Here is a 21,082-nt window from a genome sequence, read left to right as displayed (position 1 = left end):
TTGAGCTCTCGTGGTCGTCGCGACACCCCGGCTCGGGGAGTGCGATGGCCTTCGAGGCCCGCGAGGGCCGAGGCCTCTTCCCGCGACTCCCGGACGTGGCCCCCGCCTCGGGGCGCCGTCCGGGAGTCTTCAGGAGGCCAGCTCGGCCCGTAGCGCGGCCACCGTGGTGACGGGCATCCTGCAGGCGAACCCGCGGCACACGTAGGCCGCCGGGACCCCGTCCACCGGCCCCCGGCCCTCGAGAAGCGGGACCTCGGTCGCTCCGGGCTCGCCGAGCGCGACGACCAGCCCGGGAACGGGGGACATCAGGGCGGCCCGGTGCAGCGCGGAGGTCGCCGGATCGTCGCGCGGACCCACGATCGCGACCTCTACCGGCCCGGAGACGGCGGCCTGTGCCACCGCGAGCCCCCACCCCGCGAACCGCGCGTGCTTGCCGGCCAGGACGGTCACCGTGCCGAGGGCCGACTCGGCGCTCTCCCGGTGCCGGGCCGAGCCGGTCAGGGCCGCATACGACAGCAGCGCCCCGGCGGCGGCGAACCGGCCCGAGGGGGTCGCGTTGTCGGTGGGGTCCTGTGGGCGCTGGAACAGCCGCTCAGAGTCGTCGGCGGTGTCGAAGAAGCCACCGGAGCCGTCGGGGAACCGGTCGAGGACGGCCTCCAGCAGCGCCCCGGCCCGCCGGAACCAGCGGACCTCCCCGGTCACGCCGTACAGGGCGAGCAGACCTTCGGCGAGATCCGCGTAGTCTTCCAGGACCCCCGCGTTGGTGCCCGCGCGGCCGTCGCGGGAGGTGCGCAGCAGCCGGTCGCCGTCCACGTGCAGCTCGTCGAGGAGTATGGCGGCGGCCCGCGCCGCCTCCACCAGGTCGGGCCGCTCGAACAGGGCTCCGGTCTCGGCCAGCGCGGCGATGGCCAGGCCGTTCCAGGCGGCCACCACCTTGTCGTCCCGGCCGGGCCGTACCCGGCGGGCCCGCGCCGCCAGCAGCGCGGCGCGGACCCGGGCGAACCGCTCGTCGTCCTGCGGATCGGACGGCAGCTGCAGCACCGAGGTGCCGTGCTCGAACGTGCCGGTCACCTCGAACAGCTCGACCGCCCAGGCGCCGTCCTCCTCGCCCAGGACCTCGTGGATCTCCTCGGGGGTCCAGGCGTAGAACTTGCCCTCCACGCCCTCGCTGTCGGCGTCCAGAGCGGAGGCGAAGCCCCCCTCGGGGGTGCGCATCTCGGCCAGCAGCCAGTCGGCCGTCTCCAGGGCCACCCGCCGGGCCAGGGCCGAGCCGGTGGAGCGCCACCAGTGCGCGTAGACCCGCAGCAGCAGCGCGTTGTCGTAGAGCATCTTCTCGAAGTGCGGCACCACCCAGCCGGCGTCCACGCTGTAGCGGGCGAAGCCGCCACCGAGCTGGTCGTAGATCCCACCCCTGGCCATGGCCTCCAGCGTCCGCTCGGCCATCGTCATCGCCGTCGCGGCGTCCGCCTCGGGCTCCTCCCCGGCTCGCGAAGCTCCCGGCTCACCCTGTCCCGGCTCGCTCTGTCCCGGCTCGCTCTGTCCCGGCTCGCTCTGTCCCGGCTCGCTCTGTCCCGGCCCGTCCGCGCTCCCGGCTCCGGCGGCGGCGCCGTACCGCAGCAGGAACTCCAGTGCCATCGACGGCGGAAACTTGGGCGCTCCGCCGAAGCCGCCGCGCACCGGGTCGAAGGACAGGTTGAGCGTGTGTACGGCCCGCGCCAGCGTGCTCGGAGCGGGCAGCGGACCCGGCGGGAACTCCGCCTGCCGGTTCAGCGCCTCCACGATCTTCGAGCTCTGCTCGACGACCGCCTGACGATCGTCGTTCCAGGCGTTCGACACCCCGGCCAGCAGCCGCTGGAACTGGGGCCTGGGGAAATAGGTCCCGGTGTAGAAGGGGTGCCCCTGCGGGGTGGCGAAGACGGTCATCGGCCACCCGCCCTGACCGGTCATGGCCTGGGTGGCCGTCATGTAGACCGCGTCGACGTCCGGCCGCTCCTCGCGGTCCACCTTGACGTTGACGAAGCGTTCGTTCATCAGCGCGGCGGTGCCCTCGTCCTCGAACGACTCGTGCGCCATCACGTGACACCAGTGGCAGGCCGAGTAGCCGACGGAGATCAGCAACGGCACGTCCCGTCGCCGGGCCTCCTCGAAGGCCTCCTCGCCCCAGGGGAACCAGTCGACGGGATTGTCCGCGTGCTGCAACAGGTAGGGGCTCGTCGCATCCTTCAAACGGTTCATAACGATCTCCTGCGTGCATTCGCCTCGCGCGAGGGGCGTGGAGGTCGCGCGTCGCGGTCTCCGCCCGCACGGTCCTTCCCACAGTAAACCGGTACGAGGACGACGAGGTGAGCGTGGGGCGGCGGTCGGGGCGGTACGCCGGTGTCCGTTGGCGCCCTCGGCCGGTCCGCCGTGGCCCCGTGAACGGGCCGAACGCGGTGGGCGGGCCGAACGCGGTGGGCGGGCCGAACGTGGTGGGAAGGCCGCCGTCCGGCTCCCCGGGGAGGGGGAAGCCGGATGGCGGCCGGGACGTCCCGGTGCTCTCAGACGATCGGGTGGCCGCCGGCTGTGGTCTCGGGCACGTTCTCCTTGACGTCCCAGTGTTCGGCGATCAGCCCCTCGGCGACGCGGAAGACGTCGACGACGGCCATGCCGGGGTCGCCCTCGTGCGCGGTGAAGTGGCTGTGGGTGAACACCAGGTCGCCGTCGGCGGCCAGGCGGCGGATCTCGAAGCGGCCCTGCGGGACCTGCTTGCGGAAGCCGTCGACGAACTCGGCCACCGGGGTCCGGCCGTCGGGGAGGTTCGGGTTGTGCTGGATGAGGTCTTCGGCCAGATACCGGCCGGCGAGGTCGGCGCGGCCCTGGTTCCACACGGTCTCGAGGTAGTCGCGGAGGCGGGCGCGCACGTGTTGCCGGGGCGGAAGGTGTGTTCCCGCGGCTTCGGGCGTAGGCTCACTGGGCGTGGATCTCGACTTCGTCTGTGTGCACGCCGGCCGGCCCGCCACCGAGCTGACCCGCCGTGATGTGGCCCGTGCACTGCTCGCGGTGCCGTCGGGAGTGGCACTGGTGGCCCTTCCCGACCTGCGCCGAGCGTTGATGGCGGCGGGAAACCCGCTGTCCCTGCCCTTCTGGGAGTCGGCCAAGGCGACGCTGAGCGCGATCGAGTCCGGCAGCGCGACCGTGGGCGACGTGCAACGGTGGCTGGAGTCCACCGGCACCGAGCCGCTCCTGCTCACCCGGAGCTTCTTCGTGTGGCCCGAGGAGGACGAGCGGGGGCCGGTCGCCGAGGAGATGTTCCACGGGCTGGTCGCCTACCTGGAGGGCCGGGTCGCCGCCCGGGAGGTCGATCCGGACGCGCTCGCGACGGGCGACGAGGAGGCCAGGGAGGCCTACGAAGACCTGCAGGAGCGCTGGCTCAACAGCCCGTTGCCCGACGGCAGGGTGCCCGGGATCGCGGTCAGCGACGAGCAGGACGAGGAGCTGTTCGCGGCCTGGGACGAGGAGGAGGCCTTCGCGCTCAGCGAACTGCGGCGCATCCTGGCCGGCCTGCCCGCTCCCGCGCGACCCGCCGGGGACCTGCGGGCTGCGTGCGCACGGCTGCGCGAGATGCTGGCCGGCCCCGGCTATCCGGGCAACGTGCTGCGGGCCTGCGCCGGATACGACGGGGAGCCGCTGCCCTCCGACGACGAGGAGCTCTGGCTGACCGTCACGGCGGGCATCGCCGGACCGATCTCGGATCTGCCCGAGGACGACGACACCCCCGAGAGGTTCGCCGATCTGGAGGGCGAGCTCAGCCACGAGGACTCGGTGCTGGCCTCGCTGTGCGCGATCCACCACGCGGACTGGCTGGCCGTGGTGGCCGCCCTGGCACGGCGCGGCCCCGGGGTGCTGGCCTCGCCCGAGCGGATCGCCCGGCTCATCGCCGAGTCCGAGGACATCGACGTCCAGATGGACGAGCCGGAGGACCTGGAGGCGGCGGAGACGCTCTTCAGCTCGGTCACGCCGCTGTGGGCGTGCCTGGGGATCGTCGACAAGAGCGAGGTGCTGACCCCGCTGGGCCACTGGGGCCTGCCCAAAGCCCTGGAACGGGCCTGGTCGACGGACTGAGGCGGGCGGGCCGGGAACGCGGCGGCGGCCGGAACCCGGTCAGGCGGTGGGCTTGCGCTTGTTCAGCTCGGACTCGGACGGGACCTCGATCTTGGAGATCTGCTTCCTCATCGACTTCACGAGCAGGAACAGCGCGAGCCCCAGCGCCGCGACGATGAGGAATCCCATCAGGCCGGGGCTGACGTCACCTTGGAGGGCGGTGTCTAGTGCAATCACAACTCAAGTCTGCCACCGCCCTCCCGCGGTCGTGTCAGTGGCAGGCGGGCGAGACCTCTTCGGCGTGAATGCCGGTGAACAGGTCGTCCTCGGGAAGCTCGGTGTCGACCAGGGAGCGGGCCAGGTGATAGTCCTCGGTCGGCCAGATCTCACGCTGCAGGTCGCGCGGGCAGACGAACCAGAAACCGTCCGGGTCGACCTGGGTGGCATGGGCCATCAGAGCCTCGTCGCGGACCTCGAAGTAGTCCCCGCAGGGGATACGCGTGGTCACCGGCCACTTCTGCGGGCGGTCCTCCCAGCGCGCGATCCAGTCGGCGTAGGGGGAGCCGATGCCGCGAGCGTTCATCGCCTCGTGCAACGCCTCGAACCGGTCCTTGGTGAAGCCCATGTGGTAGTAGAGCTTGAGCGGCTGCCAGGGCTCCCCGGCCTCGGGGTAGCGGTCGGGATCGCCCGCCGCCTCGAAGGCCTCCACCGAGACGCGGTTGGTCATGATGTGGTCGGGGTGCGGGTAGCCGCCGTCGTCGTCGTAGGTCAGGATGACGTGCGGCCTGAACTCGCGTACGGCGGCGACCAGCGGCGCCGAGGCGACCTCGATCGGCTGGAGGGCGAAGCAGCCCTCGGGCAGCGGCTCGTTCTCGTCCTCCGGCAGGCCCGAGTCGATGAAGCCCATGAAACGCTGCCGCACGCCGAGGATCTCCCGGGCGCGCTCCATCTCCAGGCGCCGGACCTCGCCGATGTTCTCCAGGATCTCCGGGCGGTCCATCTTGGGGTTCAAAATTGAGCCACGTTCACCCCCGGTGAGGGTACAGACGAGCACGTCCACGCCTTCCGCGACGTAACGCGCCATCGTGGCCGCACCCTTGCTCGACTCGTCGTCAGGATGGGCGTGAACGGCCATCAGCCTCAGCGGTGCACTCACGGGCTCGATGTCTCCTCTTCATAGGTCACGCTCGGATCCTCGCCCCGTCTCGCGTCCGGACGGCTTCGCCGTACCGTCCGCGATGCTCGCTCGGATGCCGTGCCGCTCCCTAGGTTGGCCTGGGTCACTCTAGAGAGAGGTTAGTTTCTCTTATGGCGGTCGCGGGGGCGAGGCCCCCGCACGGGACAATTGTCTCGGATAACGCCGAGGTAGTGCAGGGAGATTCCGTCATGGCCACCAGCGAGGCCGAGAAGGGCCGACAGAACGGTCCGGTTCTCGGCACCCCGGGCGACTTCCCCGACCGCCCGGAGCGCAGGGGGCGCTTCGTCGTGCACATCGTGATCGCGATCCTGTGCGCGGTGTGCGCCGGGGGATGGGGCTACGTGATGTGGGCGTCCAAGGGGAACATCGAGGTCATCGACCAGGTCATCGCTTTCGATGCCAGCCGCGGCGATTCTATTCAGATCACCTTCGAAGTGGTCAAGCCATCCGATCGCGCGGCCCTCTGCCGGTTGCAGGCGCTGGACGTCTCCCACGCGGAGGTGGGCAGCCGCGAGGTCACTATTCCGGCTGGTGAGGGATATGTCCGGCTTACTGAACGGCTAGAGACCAGTGCCCAGGCCACTTCAGGCGCCGTCCACCACTGCTATCTCGTATAGTGAGATATTTGGGGAAGCGTTCGAGCGGTTAACTTGTTAGCCTTTCGCAGTTCGAACGTCAGCTACCCAAGTACGAAGCCCCCATAGAGGAAGCAAGGAGAACCCGTGGCCGACTCCCACAACGAGAGCGTCACCTGGCTCACTCAGGAGGCGTACGACCGCCTGAAGGCGGAGTTCGAACACCTCTCGGGGCCCGGGCGCGTCGACATCGCCAAGAAGATCGAAGCCGCCCGCGAAGAGGGCGACCTGAAGGAGAACGGCGGATACCACGCCGCCAAGGACGAGCAGGGCAAGATGGAGGCCCGCATCTTCCACCTTCGTCAGATCATCGACAACGCGAAGGTCGGCGAGGCGCCGCGCACCGAGGGCGTGGTCGGCCCCGGCATGACCGTCACGGTGCGCTTCGAGGGCGACGACGAGGAGGTCGCCTTCCTGCTGGCCTCCCGCGAGGAGAGCGGCGCCCCGATCGACGTCTACTCGCCCAAGTCGCCGCTGGGTGCGGCGATCAACGGCAAGAAGATCGGTGAGAAGGCCACCTACACGATGCCGAACGGCCGTTCCAACACCGTCGAGATCCTTGAGGCCGTTCCCTACATCGGCAACTGACCTCGCCCGAACCTGACTGATCCGCCGGGAAAGACGTCCCGGCGGATCGCCGTGTTCCGGGGCCTGTCCCTTGAGGGAGCAGAACCTGCCTTCTGGCGAAGATGTCGCCGAAGGCGGGCTCTGAGGCTTGTAGGGCGGCTTGTGACTGTGTCAGGGATAACAGAGTGTTTCGGTGGTTTCGCGTGCATCCTGGCGCGGTGTGCGGCACTCTCTTAGAGCCGGATGTACGGCGCCCGCTCAAGGCTGGGTCCGAACGGGTGAAAAGGGGGATCTCGTGCTGGATCGGCGGACACGTGTCTCCGACCTGGTCCATGAGGCCCGGCAGGACCTCGCCTACCGCCCGCGCATCGGCCAAGGTCCCGGCCAAGGCCACGGTCACCGCGGCGTCGGCCTGCCGCGACCGGTGATCTTCGCCATCGTGATCCTCTTCGCCGCCGTGCTGGCGACCACCGTGGTGGTCGTCACTCAGCTGCCGGGCCAGCCTCCGGAGACGACGGTCGCCCTGCGCAGGCCCGTCGCCGTACGGACCGTGCAGGGCGACGCGTCCGCGGTCACGCCCACGCAGGCCCCGCCGCCTCCGGTGGCCCCGCTGACCTCCACTCACCGGCCGCATCTGTTCGTCGTCGCCGCCAAGCCGCTGCGCTCGTCCGTGGTGGCGAAGGTCGCGCAGGTCGCCGGGGTGCGGGCGGTGGAGCGCGCCGACGCGGCGGAGGTGGGCATGGACGGCAAGCGGGTGCAGACCCTGGGGGTGAACCCCTCGACGTTCCGCGCCTACACTCCCAAACCGACCGCGCGTTCCGACAGGCTCTGGCGCAACGTCTCGGCCGGTGAGATCGCCGTCTCCTTCGTCCTCGGCAACGACGGCGGCATGCCGCTGGGCAAGACCTTCACCACTGCCGGACGGACCCTGCGGGTGGGGGCCTACGCGACGATGGGCATGGGGGACATCGACGCCGTCGTCTCCCGGCAGACCGCGCGATCCCTGGGCATCCCGGAGAACAACGCGCTGGTGGTGAGCGCCCCACGGGCCGACTCGGCCAAGCTGCGACGCGCCCTGCTGCGAATCCTGCCCCGGGGCAGTCAGATCGCCACGATCAACCCGGTGCTGTCGGTCGCCAGGAACACGGGGCAGGGGCAGAACGGGCACACGGTCTGGTCGGCCGGCGCCTTCATGACCGTGGCACAGGTCAAGACCGCGCTCACCGCGGCGATCAGCAAGCTCGGCCGCCCCTACGTGTGGGGCGCCGAGGGGCCGGACACCTTCGACTGCTCCGGCCTGGTCCAGTGGGCCTACGCCCAGGCGGGCGTCAAGGTGCCCCGGGTGACGCACCAGCAGTTCGTCTCGGGCCCGCAGATCCCGCTCTCCCAGGTTCAGCCCGGGGACCTGCTGTTCTGGCGGCACGACCCGACCAACCCGGGCTACGTCTCGCACGTGGCGATCTACTGGGGCAACGGCAAGATGCTGCAGGCCCCCAGGACCGGCGACGTGGTCAAGCTCAGTCCCGTCAGCACCCGCAATTTCGCCGGGGCGGTGCGGATCAGTCCGGCGGTCGCAGCCCGGGTCCGCTGAAGCGCCGCGAGGGGCTCAGGGGCACAGGCTCGACTGAGCGCCGGGACGGGCTCAGGGCCGCAGCCCGGGTCCGCTGAAGCGCCGCGACGGGCTCAGGGGCGCAGGCCCGACTCCAGGAGGGCGAGCGCCTCGTCGACGTCGTCGGCCAGCCGCCGGGCGCCGTCGGCCTCCGCCCAGGCGAACACGGCCGGGAGCAGCGCGCCGAACACGGCCCCGGCCGTCGTGCGGCTGAGCAGGTCGGGGGACTCGAGCCCGCGGCGCCGGGCGATGCCCTCGGCGAGCATGTCAATGGTCTTGATCATTCCGTCCACCGTCTTGCCGCGCAGAGCGGCGTGGCCGAGCTGCAGCCTGGTGCGGGTGAGGAGCTGCAGCTCCTCCTCACGGGGAAGCCGCCCGAACGCCTCGCGCACGGTGGCGCGCAGCGCGGGGACGGGGGCGAGCTCCGCCGGCTGCGCGGCCAGCAGTTCCGCCAGGAGGGGGTCGTAGTCGTCGTGGACGACGACGTCCTCCTTGGAGGGGAAATAGCGGAAGAAGGTGCTGGGTGAGATCTCCGAGGCCTCGGCGATCTGCTCGACCGTCGTGGTCTCGTATCCCTGCTCGGCGAACAGTCTCAGGGCGTGGTCCTGGATCGTCCGCCTGGTCTTGGCCTTCTTTCGTTCGCGCAGTCCTTCGGCGCGCGGAGGTGAGCTCATGTGCCGATTGTCATGCCTGGGTCGCGCATCTGAACATCCGTCGTGTCTGGCTCGCGCATCCGGATATCCATCGTGCCTGGCGTGCATCCGAACACCGCCGCGAACACCGCCGCGAACATCGCCGCGAACACCACGCACCGGCGCCTGCGAGAAGCGCGGACGGATGTCGGGAAGAGGTGCTGGCAACATGGGATGAAGCCATGTAATCTCAATTACATGGAAAACGACGAAGCAGTGACGAAGCTCCGGGGCTGGTTCTCCGGCCGGTTGCCCGAGGAGTGGTTCGAGGGGCAGCCGGAGATCGTGCTCGACCGCGAGGAGATCGCCGTCATCGGCAGACTCCAGGCCCCGGCGCTCGGCGACGACGTCTCCGATGTCGAGCGGGCCGCCGCCGTGGAGGGCGGCGTGCAGCGTTTCCGGGAGGAGACCAGGGAGCGACGCATCGAGATCGCGCTGGAGGCCGAGCACCGCTTCCGCCGGAAGGTCTCCTGGGGAGTCGCCGTCGGTGACCAGACGGTGATGTTCACCACACTGTCAGTGCCGGTCATGACCCGGTTGCGCCAGTCGGAACGGCGGGTGCTCGACACCCTCGTGGCCGCCGGGGTGGCGCGTAGTCGCAGTGACGCGCTGGCCTGGTGCGTACGCCTGGTGGGCAAGCACACCGACACCTGGCTGACCGATCTGCGGGACGCGCTCCAGCATGTCGACCGCGTACGAGCGTCCGGCCCCGACGTGAACACCTGAGGCTGGGCAGGGAAAACGGGCGGAAATTGGTCTGAACCTGTTCAGCGATTGGTTTAGACCTCTGTAATTGGCCTATACCACTGCCGAAACGGCTTTCTTTAGTTTCTCTTCTCGTGGGTACGTCCCTCAGAACGTCGCGGCCTCTGCCAGCCCGTATGTCCGGCGACATGGGAGGACCGAGGACATCACGACGTCTAACCGCATGAATTCACTGGTCTATGCCAATTGGATTAAGTGCGGTTTTCCGGTCAATGATGTTTTGGCCCTGAGAAGCGTAAGGAGCCGCAGCAGTGTCCGTTATCGCAGACGTAACCGCCCCCAGCCCGACCAGCCACACAGAGCTGGCCGCATGGGTCAAGGAGATCGCCGAGCTCACCCAGCCCGACCGGATCGAATGGTGTGACGGCTCGGAGACCGAGTGGACGCGCCTGACGAATCTGCTGGTCGAGCAGGGAACGTTCACGCGCCTGGCCAAACGGCAGAACAGCTTCTATGCCGCCTCGGACCCCAGCGACGTCGCCCGCGTCGAGGACCGCACCTACATCTGCTCCGAGCGCGAAGAGGACGCCGGGCCGACCAACAACTGGATCGCCCCCGCCGAGATGCGCCGCACCTTCGGTGAGATCTTCAAGGGCAGCATGCGCGGCCGCACCATGTACGTCGTGCCGTTCTGCATGGGCCCGCTGGGCGGGGAGATCTCCCAGCTCGGCGTCGAGATCACCGACTCACCCTACGTGGTCGTGTCGATGCGCATCATGACGCGCATGGGTGACGCGGCGCTGCGGCTCATCGAGGAGCGGGAAGGCTACGTCAAGGCCGTCCACTCGGTCGGCGCCCCGCTGGAGCCCGGTCAGGCCGACGTGCCGTGGCCGTGCAACTCCACCAAATACATCAGCCACTTCCCCGAGACCCGCGAGATCTGGTCCTACGGCTCGGGCTACGGCGGCAACGCGCTGCTCGGCAAGAAGTGCTACGCGCTGCGGATCGCCAGCACGATGGCCCGCGACGAGGGCTGGCTGGCCGAGCACATGCTCATCCTCAAGCTGACCCCGCCGTCCGGGGAGACCCGCTACATCGCGGCGGCGTTCCCCAGCGCGTGCGGCAAGACCAACCTCGCCATGCTCCAGCCGACGATTCCGGGCTGGAAGGTCGAGACGGTCGGCGACGACATCGCCTGGATGCGCTTCGGCGCCGACGGCCGCCTGTACGCCATCAACCCCGAAGCGGGCTTCTTCGGCGTGGCGCCGGGCACCGGCGAGGCCACCAACGCCAACGCGATCAACACGCTCTGGGGTAACAGCATCTTCACCAACGTCGCCCTCACCGACGACGGCGACGTGTGGTGGGAAGGGCTGACCGAGGAGCCTCCGGCGCACCTGACCGACTGGAAGGGGCGCGACTGGACCCCGGACAGCGCCGAGCCCGCCGCCCACCCGAACGCCCGCTTCGCGGTGCCCGCCGCGCAGTGCCCGACCATCGCCCCCGAGTGGCAGGACCCCAAGGGCGTGCCGATCTCGGCGATCCTGTTCGGCGGCCGCCGCGCCACCGCGGTCCCCCTGGTGACCGAGACGCTGAGCTGGCAGCACGGTGTCTTCACCGGCGCCAACATCGCCTCGGAGAAGACCGCCGCGGCCGAGGGGAAGGTCGGCGAGCTGCGCCGCGACCCGTTCGCGATGCTGCCGTTCTGCGGATACAACATGGGTGACTACTTCGCCCACTGGGTCAAGATGGGCCAGCGCGAGAATGTCCGGCTGCCGCGCATCTACTACGTCAACTGGTTCCGCAAGAACGACGACGGCAAGTTCATCTGGCCCGGCTTCGGAGAGAACAGCCGCGTGCTCAAGTGGATCGTCGACCGCCTCAACGGTGAAGCCGACGCGGTGCGGACCCCGATCGGCCTGCTCCCCGCCGAGCTCGACACCGAGGGCCTCGACATCTCCGCCGAGGATCTGCGGACCCTGCTGAGCGTGGACAAGGAGATCTGGAAGGACGAGGCGTCGCTGATCCCGGCCTTCTTCGAGACTTTCGGCGACCACCTTCCCAAGGAGCTCTGGGAGGAGTACAACGCGCTGGTCGACCGGCTGAACTGAGGTCCCGGCGACTGCAACTTCCGTGCGGCCCCGTGCGTCTACATGACAACGGGGCACACGCCCCGCCTTCCCCCCGGAGGCGGACATGGAGTTCGTACTGTTCGTCACGTCCCTCGTTCTCGCCGTGGCCGTCCAGCGCACGGTGGCGGCGCTGCACGACGAGCATCGCAGGGTTCGCTCGGCCGCGCCCGGTTCCGGCCATCCCGAGCTGGGCCCCTACGAGCTCGCCTATCTGTCCGGCGGGCCGCGCCGGGTGGTCAACACCGCGCTCGGCCTGCTGGCCAGGGCCGGTGCCGTCCGGGTGTCGCGGGGCGGGCAGGTCAGCCTCGTGATCGGGGCCCTGGACCGCTCCGAGGCGATCGAGCAGGCCGTCCTCGACGCCCTCCGCGCCCGCGGCAACTCCTGCCTCGCGGCGGAGCTGCGCCATACGGTGGCCCAGGGGCAGGCCATGGACGGCCTGCGCTACCGCCTGGTGGGAACGGGCCTGCTGGTGCCCGAAGGCGCGCTCGCCGAGGCGCGGAGGCTGCTGAACCGGCTGCCGATCCTCACGGCGATCGCGGGCGTCTGCGAGGTCGCCGCCATTCTCACCATCACCTCCTGGGGGTTCCTCAGCGTGGGCTCCGCGGTGGCGAGCGGCCTGGCCGGGGTCGGCGGTCTGGTCACCTACTCCCGGCAGAAGCGGGCACTGCGAGGAGTCGTCAGCGAGGCCGGAGGCGAGGCGCTCGCCTCCGCCCGCAGGATCCACGTACGCGGCGCCCGCCCCGCGACCTCCGACCTGGCCCTCGCGGTCGCGATCCCGGTCGCCCTGTACGGATTGGACGAGCTGGAGGATCCCGCTCTGGCGGCGGAGCTGAACCGCGCGCAGGCCCAGGGGGCCGCGACCGGCTCCAGCTGCGCCGGGGGCGCCTGTGGCGGCGGCTCTTCCGGCCCGGCCGACGGATCCTCCTACGGCGACGGCTCCTCCTATGGCGGCGGCGGTGACTTCGGCTCCGGCGGCTGGGGCGGCGGGGGAGACTCGGGCGGTGACTCGGGTGGCGGGTCGAGCTGCGGCGGCGGGTCGGGCTGCGGCGGCGGCGGATGCGGGGGTGGATGCGGTGGCGGCTGAGCGTTCGCCGTGGGTGACGGGGGAGGAGTAGTGATGGGGAGCGAGAGGCTGGGAGTCGGCATCGGGTGGCGGCCGGAGATCGATCTGACCGTGGAGCGCATGCCCGGCGTCGACTTCGTCGAGGTGGTGGCGGAGAACGTGCGTCCCGACCGGCTCCCGGAGTCGCTGCGGGTGCTGCGCGCCCGTGGGACGCCGGTCATCCCGCACGGCGTCGGGCTGGGCGTGGGCGGGGCCGAGCCGCCTGATCCGGCCCGACTGGCACACCTGGCGGCCTGCGCGCTGGCCCTGGACGCGCCACTGGTCAGCGAGCACCTGGCATTCGTGCGCGCGGGCGGCATGGAGGCCGGTCACCTGCTCCCGGTTCCGCGCACCAGGGCCGTGCTCTCGGTGGTCGCCGACAACGTACGGCGGGCGCAGGCGGCGCTTCCCGTCCCGCTGGCCCTGGAGAACGTGGCGGCCCTGTTCGGCTGGCCGGAGGACGAGATGACCGAGGCGCAGTTCCTCGGCGAACTGGTGGAGATGACCGGGGTGGGCCTCCTGGTCGATGTGGCCAACCTCTATACCAACCAGGTCAACCTGGGCCTGCCGGCCATCGGCGCGCTGGACGGCCTGCCGCTGTCCGAGCTCGCCTACGTGCACGTCGCTGGTGGCCACGCCCATCACGGGGTCTGGCACGACACACACACCGCGCGCGTCCCCGATGAGGTGCTGGACATCCTGTCCGAGCTCTGCGCCCGGGTCGATCCGCCCGGCGTGCTGCTCGAATGGGACGACGACTATCCCAGTGACGCCGCGCTCGAAGCGGAGCTCGGCCGCATCCGTGGCGCGATGGCCCGCGTCTGATGATCGCACCCGACGATCACGCTCGCGCCGCGTCGCCCGTCGCCCAGGATTCCCCGGTCGCCGCTCAGGGCTCCCCGCCCGTCGCCCAGGACTCTCCGATCGGTGCCGTGAAGGAGCCGGCCGGTGCCGTGAAGGAGCCGGCCGGTGCCCGGGAGGCACTGGCCGCCGCCCAGGCGCGGTTGCTGGCCGCCCTGGTCGCGGAGGGGGAGCCGCCCGCGGGATTCGACGAGGCGCGGCTGCGGATCCAGGCGTCCAGCCTGATCTCCAAACGGCGCGCGACGGTGGGCAGGCTCCGGCCGGACCTCGTCGCGGCGCTCGGTGGTGACTTCGCGCGGGAGTTCGAGGCCTACGCCCGTGGCCGCCCCAAGCCGCCCGGCGGTTCCCGTGCCGACGCCCGGGACTTCGCCGAACGGCTCGGAGAGGCGGGGCGAGTGCCGCCGGAGCGGGAAGCGGCCACCGGGGCCCGTCGATGGTCGCGGCTGCGCGACGGCGCCCGGAGACTGCTCAAGCGCGCCGGCCCTGCGGGGGGATCATGACCCTCGGGCGGCGCGGGCACATCCGGCACCGGAACGTTCGTTGGGAACGTTTTGGCAGGCTGTGCCGGGGATACCCTCTCTGAGGTGGGGGGACTGCGTTGCCTTGATGGGTCGTATCTGACCGTTACGCCGGTGGCGTGCCGGGACAGCGTCGGCCTGCCGTACGAGATCACGCTCGAACTCCACCGGGACGGCGCGCTCTACGGGACGGTGGGAGAGCGGTGCGGCTGGCTCCTCGTCCGGTTGGCCCGGGGCGTCGCCGAGGCCCGTGCCGTTTCCGAGGCGCAGTGGCCCGATCCCGACGACCGGTTCCCCGATGAGGAAGAACTGTTCGCCTTTCGTTACCGGACGAGGAACGGGATCGTCAGCGGCGGCGAACTCCGATGTCAGCTGCGCACCATCCCGATCTGGATCCCCGCCCAGCGCGGGGCCACCGGCGAATGGCGGCTGACCAGACGGGCGTTCGTGGAGGCGTGGGGCGGTGGTGGAGTGGGCATGAGGGCGGTGCTGACCTCGGCCGAACTGGCGGCCTTCGTGGAATCGCTCGTCACCGAGGCGGAGGAGTGCCTGGCACCCCAGGAGTCCGGCAACCCGACCAGAACCCGATAGACGGGGCGGAGAGGTCTCCCGGGCGGTGATAATTGCCTGTCAGCGCCCTTCGTCGGCGGGGCGTTGAGGGGAGGGGCTCCTATGGGCGTGCGCGATCTCGTCTACCGGCTGTACGAGCGACGGCTGGAGGCGAAGCTGCTCCGCCAGAAGGACATGTTCCCCAGGCACGTCGGCGTCATCGTCGACGGTAACCGGCGCTGGGCGCGCTCGATGGGCATCGCCGACGTCAGCCGAGGTCATCGCAAGGGCGCGGACAAGATCTCGGAGCTGCTCGGCTGGTGTCGCGAGGCCGGTGTCGAGGTCGTCACCGTGTGGCTGCTGTCCAGCGACAACATCAACCGGTCCAAGGACGAGCTGGACCTCCTCGTGAAGATCATCGAGGACGTGGTCCAGGAGCTCGTCGCCGACGGGTGGCACATCAACCCCATGGGCGCGCTCGATCTTCTGCCCGCTCACACGGCTCATGTCCTGAAAAACGCAAAAGAAGCAACATCACACCGTCCGGGTTTGATTGTGAACGTTGCTGTTGGGTATGGAGGAAGGCGTGAGATCGCTGATGCGGTGCGCTCCCTTCTCCAGGAGCACGCCAGCAAGGGCGCGAGCATCGAGGAGCTGGTCGAGGTCCTCGATGTGGAGCACATCGCGGAGCATCTCTACACGCGCGGCCAGCCCGACCCGGATCTCGTCATCCGGACCTCGGGGGAGCAGCGGCTTTCCGGCTTCCTGCTCTGGCAGAGCGCCCACTCCGAGTTCTACTTCTGCGAGGCCTACTGGCCTGACTTCCGCAGGGTCGATTTCTTGCGGGCTCTCCGCTCCTATGCCGCGCGGCATCGACGGTACGGCTACTGAAACACCACATGAACACCCCCTTTCGGACAGGCTTGTGCCTTGGGAAGGTGGGTATTCAGGACGTACCGTAACAAGTAGGCGGGCACGGTCCGCCTACTCCGGAGAGGGCTCGCCTTTGCGTCACGACTGCCAAGGAGGGCCGGTCACCGGCGCCTGCTCGGCAAGCCGCGAGCGTGAGCCCGGGTCCGGTCCGCATCCCAGCTCATGGCAGGGCGCCCCCCATGGCGCCCGGGGGAGAACGCGTGGCAAACCCTTCGTCCTCACCCACGTCGCCGGTAACCAGCCGGCGCACGTACGTCCTGGACACCTCGGTACTGCTGGCTGATCCAGCGGCGATGAGCCGCTTCGCCGAGCACGAGGTCGTCCTCCCGATCGTCGTCATCACCGAGTTGGAAGGCAAACGCCATCATCCAGAACTCGGATACTTCGCGCGTAAGGCGCTGAGATACCTTGACGACCTGCGGGTGACACATGGGCGGTTGGACGAGCCCATGCCGATCGGCGAGGGCAGCCTCCGGGTCGAGCTCAACCACAGCGACCCATCGATCCTGCCCGTCGGTTTCCGGCTCGGCGACAACGACACCCGTATCCTCACCGTGGCGCGGACCCTCGCCGCGGAAGGGCGCGACGTGGTGCTGGTCTCCAAGGATCTGCCGCTGCGCATCAAGGCCGCCTCCATCGGTCTGGCCGCGGAGGAATACCGCGCCGAACTGGTGGCGGAGTCGGGCTGGACCGGCATGGCCGAGCTCCAGGTGACCGACGAGGACGTCGAGACGCTCTTCGAGCACGGCACCGCCGATCTGGTCGATGCCCGTGACCTGCCCACCCACACGGGCCTGCGGCTGCTGTCCAGCCGGGGTTCGGCGCTGGGCCGGGTGCTGCCCGACAAGTCGGTGCGTCTCGTCCGCGGCGACCGCGAGGTGTTCGGCCTGCACGGCCGGTCGGCCGAGCAGCGCATCGCGCTCGACCTCCTGATGGATCCCGAGGTCGGCATCGTCTCCATGGGCGGCCGGGCGGGCACCGGCAAGTCCGCCCTCGCCCTCTGCGCGGGCCTGGAAGCCGTCCTGGAGCGCCGTCAGCACCGCAAGGTCATCGTCTTCCGCCCGCTGTACGCCGTGGGCGGCCAGGACCTGGGCTACCTGCCCGGCTCCGAGAACGAGAAGATGGGCCCGTGGGCGCAGGCCGTCTACGACACCCTCGGGGCGGTCACCACGCCCGAGGTGATCGAGGAGGTCATGGACCGGGGCATGCTCGAGGTGCTCCCGCTCACCCACATCCGTGGCCGCTCCCTGCATGACGCCTTCGTGATCGTGGACGAGGCGCAGTCGCTGGAGCGCGGGGTGCTCCTGACCGTGCTGAGCCGGATCGGGGCCAACTCGCGGGTCGTGCTCACCCACGACGTCGCCCAGCGCGACAACCTCCGGGTGGGCAGGCACGACGGTGTGGTGGCGGTGGTGGAGAAGCTCAAGGGCCACCCGCTGTTCGCGCACGTCACGCTGACCCGTTCGGAGCGTTCGCCGATCGCCGCCCTGGTCACCGAGATGCTGGAGGACGTCACGATGTAGGCGGGGTCCCGCCGTCCCGCCGGTCCCGTCCCCGCGAGCCGCCGTCCTGGCGGCCGCGGGCACGGGACCCGTGGCAGCGGGCTCGATCACGGCGGGAGCCGCACGCCTTTCGCCGCGAGATCGCGATACTCGAAGCAGGTGTGATCCCCCAGCGACTCCGGGGTCCCGGGAAACAGCCGGGTGACCTCGACGCTCCAGATGCTCGCCTGCTTGTTCTGCCTGATGGTGCAGGTGATCTGGGCGAGCCCCTCCCGGGAGACCTTCCCCGTGCCCGTGATGATCACATTCAGCCGGTAGCCCTGGTTGTCCACGGGATCGTTGCGTTCGGCGGTGTCGGAGTAGCGGGTGCTCTCGGTGTCGTAGTGGCTGAACTCGTCGAGCGCGCTGCTCAGGCCCGGTTTCGGCGGCAGCTTCCCGGCCCGGAACAGGGTGGTGATGATGTTGTCCGCCGAGTCGGAGGCCACCGGGATCCTGACGGGCTCCAGCCGGCCGTCGCGGAGCAGGTAGACCGTCACCAATGTCGGGCTGTAGCTGATCACCGGCGGGTGGCCCTGGTCGCGCACCCCGGTGGGGGCTATCCCGCAGCCGCACAGCGCCAGGGCGGCCAGGAGCAGGCTTCCCAGCCGCCTGGCGGCGGGCGTGGCCGTACGGCGGGGCCTGGCCGCCGGGGCGGCCGGAGCGTGAAGTCGCGTGTCAACCGGAGCCGCAACCGCAACCGGAGCCGGAGCCGGAGCCGGAGCCGCAACCGGAGCCGCAACCGGAGTTGGAGTCGGAGCCGGAGTGTGGAGCCGTGTGCCGCGCGGGGACGTACGGCGGGCCCTCATGCCGGGGGCAGCCAGACCGTGAAGAGCGTGCCCGGTTCCTGCCGTCGCACCGAGATGGTGCCGCCGTGCAGGCGCGCGTTGGCCCGCGCGATGGACAGGCCCAGGCCGCTGCCGTCACCCCGGGCGCCCGCCTTGTAGAAGCGGTCGAACACGTGAGCCAGAGCCGTCGCCGGGATGCCCTTGCCGTGGTCGCGCACTTTCACCTCCAGGCCGTTGGGAGTGCTGCGGGCGGTCACCACGACGGGGGGTTCGCCGTGGCGCAGGGCGTTGCCGACCAGGTTCGCCAGGATCACGTCGAAGCGCAGGGGGTCGACGGAGAAGGCCAGCCCCTGCGGCACGTTCACCTCGACCTGCTCCGACCAGCCGCGCAGCTCCAGGCAGTCCCCGATCGCGTCGGCGACGTTCACGGTGTCCACGTGCAGCGTGGCGGTGCCCGAGTCGAACCGGCTCGCCTCGATGAGCTGCTCCACCAGGGTCCGCAGCCGCCCGATCTCCCGCAGCACCAGCCGCACGGCCGCCGCCGGCTCCCGGGGCAGCCGCTCGGCCTCCTCGGAGAGCATGTCGGTCACCGCGGTCATCGCGGTCAGCGGGGTTCTGAGCTCGTGCGAGACGTCGGCCACGAACCGGCGGGACATCGCCTCCAGCGAGCGCAGCTCGGACACGCTCCGTTCCAGGGCTGCCGCGGTGTCGTTGAACGTCGCGGTGAGCTCGGCCAGCTCGTCCTGGCCGTGCACCGGCAGGCGGGTGTCCAGGTGGCCGGCGCCGAGCGCGCGGGCCGCCGACCCGAGCCGCCGCACCGGCAGCAGCACCCGGCGGGCCGACAGCAGCGCGACGGCGAGCGCGATGATCAGCATGATGATTCCCGCGGTGGCCAGGGGGCGCCGCAGGTCGGTCAGGAGCTGCTCCTCCTCTGCGAGGGGGACGAACACGAAGACGCTCATTCCGGTGGGCTGGGCGATGCTGTAGGGCTCGATCCGCCACACGGGGGTGCCGATGAGCAGCCACATCTTCCCGTCGATCTCCTGGAGCTCGGTCACCATCCGCCGGCTGGCCCCGATCTTGAGGGCGTGGGGGACGTCGCTCATGCTGAAGTCGCCGTCGGGGTAGAGGTAGTCCTCGTAGCTGACCACCACCCCGCCGTTGCGCATGCGCAGGCTCTTCTGGAGCGTGCTGATCTGCGTGTCGGTCGGCGGACTGTCTCCCGGCCAGAGCGCGCCGATGGGCACCCTGATGCCCTCCAGGGTGTCGCGCACGTCGCTCACGGCCACCTGCTCGGCCAGGCTGATCACGCGGCGTTTGACCAGTTCGTAGCCGATCCCCGCGACCAGCGTCGAGGCCGTCACCGCGATCAGGGTGAAGGTGATGACCAGGCGGCCGCGCAGCCCGGTGTAGGCCCGCTTCACGGGGGACTGAACCGGTAGCCGAAGCCGCGGACGGTGTGGATGAACTCGGGCTCGGCGGGCACCGATTCGATCTTGGCGCGGACCCGCTGGACGCAGGCGTCCACCAGGCGGGAGTCGGCGACGTGAGTGTGATCCCAGACGGCGCGCAGGAGATACCTGCGGTTGAGCACCTGGCCCGGATGGCGGACCAGTTCGAGCAGGAGCCGAAGCTCGGTCGGGGTCAGGTGGACCTCCCGGCCGGCCAGCGACACCTTGAGCGCCCCTCGGTCGATGACCAGGTCACCGAAGGTGATGCGGTCGGAGGCGACCGACTCCACCCGGCGCAGGATGGCGCGGATCCGGGCGTCCAGCACGCGTGGTTCGACCGGCTTGACCACGTAGTCGTCGGCTCCCGCCTCCAGGCCCACGACCACGTCGAGGTCGTCGCCCCGCGCGGTGAGCAGGATCACCGGCAGCTGGTCCAGCCTGCGGATGCGGCGGCACACCTCCACCCCGTCGATTCCGGGGAGCATGACGTCCAGGATGACGATCTCCGGACGGCGTGCCCGGATGTGGTCGAGCGCCTCCTCGCCGCTGGCGTAGGAGGTCACGGAATGGCCCTGGCGCGCCAGCGCCAGCTCAAGCCCGGTCCGGACCGAGGGATCGTCTTCAACAAGGAGGATGCCGGCCACGCGGTCATTATTAATGCAATGCCCGATAAGACCTGCATCATCACGAAACTGTGACACGAGGGGGACAGAAACCCGATGTGCCCTTGAGAGCCTGACAGAAGCGCTCCCGACGGCTCGGGGGTACGTGGGGGGCTCGCGCGGTAGGTGTGATGAAAATCACACCTACCGCGCTAAATGTCAGTAAAGTCCAGGTAACCAGCCAGTAGGCGGCAAAGAAGCCGGCGAACCGCATGGGGAACACCAACCAACTCTCCCGTTCGGGTTGCGGACCACCCCCCTGTCCACGGCAAGCTCATAGGTCGTGAGTTCAGGATCACCGCACTTGAAGGAGCACTCAGCTCCCCGCCCCCGCCGTACGGCCGACAAGCCCGTCAAGGCGAAGAAGCAGGGATGGCTGACCCCCAAGCGCGTCGTCATCATCGGCGCGGTGGCGGTGATCCTCGTGGGCGGCGGGGGCTTCACCGTCTACACCGCGATCCAGAACGCCTCGGCCCCGCCGGCCGCGCCGCTCAGTCTGGACGACCTGTCGAAGATGCTCGGCGACAACCCGTTCGGGCCCGATCCCAAGGCCGACGTGCTGAAGGCCCAGGCGGCCCAGGCGCTCAAGTCCGACAGGCTGAAGGCCCAGCGCGACCATCGCAAGCCGCTGGCCGCGATCGTGATTCCCAAGAAGGCGCCCGGCGGCGGCGGCTTCGACCCGCAGGCGCTCCCGCCCGGCACCGCCAACCCGACCGGCAACAAGGCGCTGGGCAAGCAGATGCTGGAGGCGCGCGGCTGGGCCGACCAGTGGGGTTGCCTGGAGAAGCTCTGGATGAAGGAGAGCGGCTGGAACGAGCGGGCGATGAACCGCTACAGCGGCGCCTACGGCATCCCCCAGTCGCTGCCCGGCCACAAGATGGCCAGCGCCGGCAATGACTGGCAGACCAACGCGGCCACCCAGATCGAGTGGGGACTCGGTTATATCAAGGGTCGTTACGGTACGCCTTGTGGTGCCTGGGGCCATTCCCAGGCCAAGGGCTGGTACTGAGACACCAGGAGTCGGCAAGTCTGGCCGCCTGCCGGCCGTGGGCGTCGCACGCT

The 21,082-nt window shown here is 70.1% G+C and carries 22 protein-coding genes; 13 read left to right on the top strand and 9 right to left on the bottom strand.

Going from position 1 to position 21,082, the window contains the following annotated elements:
* Positions 1 to 129: 129 nt before the first annotated feature.
* Together ACQPYK_RS43520 and ACQPYK_RS43515 are read right to left on the bottom strand one after the other, a co-directional pair.
* Positions 130 to 2,235: a thioredoxin domain-containing protein gene (locus tag ACQPYK_RS43520; protein ID WP_433245491.1), complete on the bottom strand. Its 2,106-nt coding sequence runs from the start codon at positions 2,233 to 2,235 to the stop codon at positions 130 to 132.
* Between the two features lie 302 nt (positions 2,236 to 2,537).
* Positions 2,538 to 2,900: a nuclear transport factor 2 family protein gene (locus ACQPYK_RS43515; protein WP_433245488.1), complete on the bottom strand. Its 363-nt coding sequence runs from the start codon at positions 2,898 to 2,900 to the stop codon at positions 2,538 to 2,540.
* Positions 2,901 to 2,955: 55 nt separating this feature from the next.
* On the opposite strand from ACQPYK_RS43515, the gene ACQPYK_RS43510 reads away from it, so the two are divergent.
* Positions 2,956 to 4,101, top strand: coding sequence for a hypothetical protein (locus ACQPYK_RS43510; RefSeq protein WP_433245485.1), 1,146 nt, complete (start codon positions 2,956 to 2,958; stop codon positions 4,099 to 4,101).
* Between the two features lie 39 nt (positions 4,102 to 4,140).
* Here ACQPYK_RS43510 and ACQPYK_RS43505 read toward each other — a convergent pair whose 3' ends face one another.
* Positions 4,141 to 4,317 (bottom strand): hypothetical protein, encoded by a 177-nt coding sequence (locus tag ACQPYK_RS43505; RefSeq protein WP_433245482.1) that lies wholly within the window; start codon positions 4,315 to 4,317, stop codon positions 4,141 to 4,143.
* 34 nt (positions 4,318 to 4,351) lie between these two features.
* Complete coding sequence (gene mca / locus ACQPYK_RS43500; RefSeq protein ID WP_433245479.1) at positions 4,352 to 5,236, bottom strand: mycothiol conjugate amidase Mca; 885 nt, start codon at positions 5,234 to 5,236, stop codon at positions 4,352 to 4,354.
* A 230-nt stretch (positions 5,237 to 5,466) separates the two neighbouring features.
* On the opposite strand from mca, the gene ACQPYK_RS43495 reads away from it, so the two are divergent.
* The 3 genes from ACQPYK_RS43495 (at position 5,467) to ACQPYK_RS43485 (ending at position 8,071) form a co-directional block, all read left to right on the top strand.
* Complete coding sequence (locus ACQPYK_RS43495) at positions 5,467 to 5,895, top strand: DUF4307 domain-containing protein (RefSeq protein ID WP_433245476.1); 429 nt, start codon at positions 5,467 to 5,469, stop codon at positions 5,893 to 5,895.
* Positions 5,896 to 6,000: 105 nt separating this feature from the next.
* Entirely contained in the window at positions 6,001 to 6,501 is a 501-nt protein-coding gene (gene greA, locus ACQPYK_RS43490; RefSeq protein ID WP_433245473.1) for a transcription elongation factor GreA, read from the top strand.
* 274 nt (positions 6,502 to 6,775) lie between these two features.
* Entirely contained in the window at positions 6,776 to 8,071 is a 1,296-nt protein-coding gene (locus tag ACQPYK_RS43485; protein ID WP_433245470.1) for a C40 family peptidase, read from the top strand.
* A gap of 92 nt (positions 8,072 to 8,163) precedes the next feature.
* On the opposite strand, the gene ACQPYK_RS43480 is transcribed toward ACQPYK_RS43485, so the two are convergent.
* Together ACQPYK_RS43480 and ACQPYK_RS43475 are read right to left on the bottom strand one after the other, a co-directional pair.
* Positions 8,164 to 8,763, bottom strand: a complete 600-nt coding sequence (locus tag ACQPYK_RS43480; protein WP_433245467.1) for a TetR family transcriptional regulator — start codon at positions 8,761 to 8,763, stop codon at positions 8,164 to 8,166.
* Positions 8,760 to 8,897, bottom strand: coding sequence for a hypothetical protein (locus ACQPYK_RS43475; RefSeq protein WP_433245465.1), 138 nt, complete (start codon positions 8,895 to 8,897; stop codon positions 8,760 to 8,762). Before ACQPYK_RS43475 ends, ACQPYK_RS43480 begins: the two co-directional genes overlap by 4 nt.
* A gap of 82 nt (positions 8,898 to 8,979) precedes the next feature.
* On the opposite strand from ACQPYK_RS43475, the gene ACQPYK_RS43470 reads away from it, so the two are divergent.
* The 8 genes from ACQPYK_RS43470 to ACQPYK_RS43435 all read left to right on the top strand — a co-directional run bounded on the left by ACQPYK_RS43470 (position 8,980) and on the right by ACQPYK_RS43435 (position 17,104).
* Entirely contained in the window at positions 8,980 to 9,507 is a 528-nt protein-coding gene (locus ACQPYK_RS43470; RefSeq protein WP_433245462.1) for a hypothetical protein, read from the top strand.
* A gap of 290 nt (positions 9,508 to 9,797) precedes the next feature.
* Positions 9,798 to 11,597, top strand: a complete 1,800-nt coding sequence (locus tag ACQPYK_RS43465) for a phosphoenolpyruvate carboxykinase (GTP) (protein ID WP_433245459.1) — start codon at positions 9,798 to 9,800, stop codon at positions 11,595 to 11,597.
* Positions 11,598 to 11,682: 85 nt separating this feature from the next.
* Positions 11,683 to 12,702: a TIGR04222 domain-containing membrane protein gene (locus ACQPYK_RS43460; protein ID WP_433245456.1), complete on the top strand. Its 1,020-nt coding sequence runs from the start codon at positions 11,683 to 11,685 to the stop codon at positions 12,700 to 12,702.
* A gap of 33 nt (positions 12,703 to 12,735) precedes the next feature.
* Positions 12,736 to 13,545, top strand: a complete 810-nt coding sequence (locus ACQPYK_RS43455; RefSeq protein WP_433245454.1) for a DUF692 domain-containing protein — start codon at positions 12,736 to 12,738, stop codon at positions 13,543 to 13,545.
* Positions 13,545 to 14,081 carry a hypothetical protein gene (locus ACQPYK_RS43450; RefSeq protein WP_433245451.1) on the top strand — a complete coding sequence of 179 codons (537 nt, stop codon included), beginning with the start codon at positions 13,545 to 13,547 and terminating at the stop codon, positions 14,079 to 14,081. Before ACQPYK_RS43455 ends, ACQPYK_RS43450 begins: the two co-directional genes overlap by 1 nt.
* Positions 14,082 to 14,213: 132 nt before the next feature.
* Positions 14,214 to 14,690, top strand: a complete 477-nt coding sequence (locus ACQPYK_RS43445) for a hypothetical protein (protein ID WP_433245448.1) — start codon at positions 14,214 to 14,216, stop codon at positions 14,688 to 14,690.
* An 81-nt stretch (positions 14,691 to 14,771) separates the two neighbouring features.
* Positions 14,772 to 15,539, top strand: coding sequence for an isoprenyl transferase (locus tag ACQPYK_RS43440; RefSeq protein WP_433245445.1), 768 nt, complete (start codon positions 14,772 to 14,774; stop codon positions 15,537 to 15,539).
* Between the two features lie 221 nt (positions 15,540 to 15,760).
* A complete protein-coding gene (locus tag ACQPYK_RS43435) occupies positions 15,761 to 17,104 on the top strand; it encodes a PhoH family protein (RefSeq protein WP_433245442.1) in 1,344 nt (447 codons plus the stop codon).
* Between the two features lie 86 nt (positions 17,105 to 17,190).
* Here ACQPYK_RS43435 and ACQPYK_RS43430 read toward each other — a convergent pair whose 3' ends face one another.
* The 3 genes from ACQPYK_RS43430 to ACQPYK_RS43420 all read right to left on the bottom strand — a co-directional run bounded on the left by ACQPYK_RS43430 (position 17,191) and on the right by ACQPYK_RS43420 (position 20,002).
* Complete coding sequence (locus ACQPYK_RS43430; RefSeq protein WP_433245439.1) at positions 17,191 to 17,667, bottom strand: hypothetical protein; 477 nt, start codon at positions 17,665 to 17,667, stop codon at positions 17,191 to 17,193.
* Between the two features lie 257 nt (positions 17,668 to 17,924).
* Complete coding sequence (locus ACQPYK_RS43425; protein ID WP_433245436.1) at positions 17,925 to 19,331, bottom strand: ATP-binding protein; 1,407 nt, start codon at positions 19,329 to 19,331, stop codon at positions 17,925 to 17,927.
* Positions 19,328 to 20,002, bottom strand: a complete 675-nt coding sequence (locus ACQPYK_RS43420; RefSeq protein WP_433245433.1) for a response regulator — start codon at positions 20,000 to 20,002, stop codon at positions 19,328 to 19,330. Before ACQPYK_RS43420 ends, ACQPYK_RS43425 begins: the two co-directional genes overlap by 4 nt.
* A gap of 322 nt (positions 20,003 to 20,324) precedes the next feature.
* Between ACQPYK_RS43420 and ACQPYK_RS43415 the strand changes: the two genes are divergently transcribed.
* A complete protein-coding gene (locus ACQPYK_RS43415) occupies positions 20,325 to 21,029 on the top strand; it encodes a lytic transglycosylase domain-containing protein (protein ID WP_433245430.1) in 705 nt (234 codons plus the stop codon).
* The last annotated feature ends 53 nt before the right edge of the window (positions 21,030 to 21,082 follow it).

It is taken from the genome of Streptosporangium sp. CA-135522, assembly GCF_050949235.1.
Classification (GTDB): domain Bacteria; phylum Actinomycetota; class Actinomycetes; order Streptosporangiales; family Streptosporangiaceae; genus Streptosporangium.
Note: the sequence above shows the minus strand (reverse complement) of the source record. Positions and strands in the feature narration are given on the sequence as shown.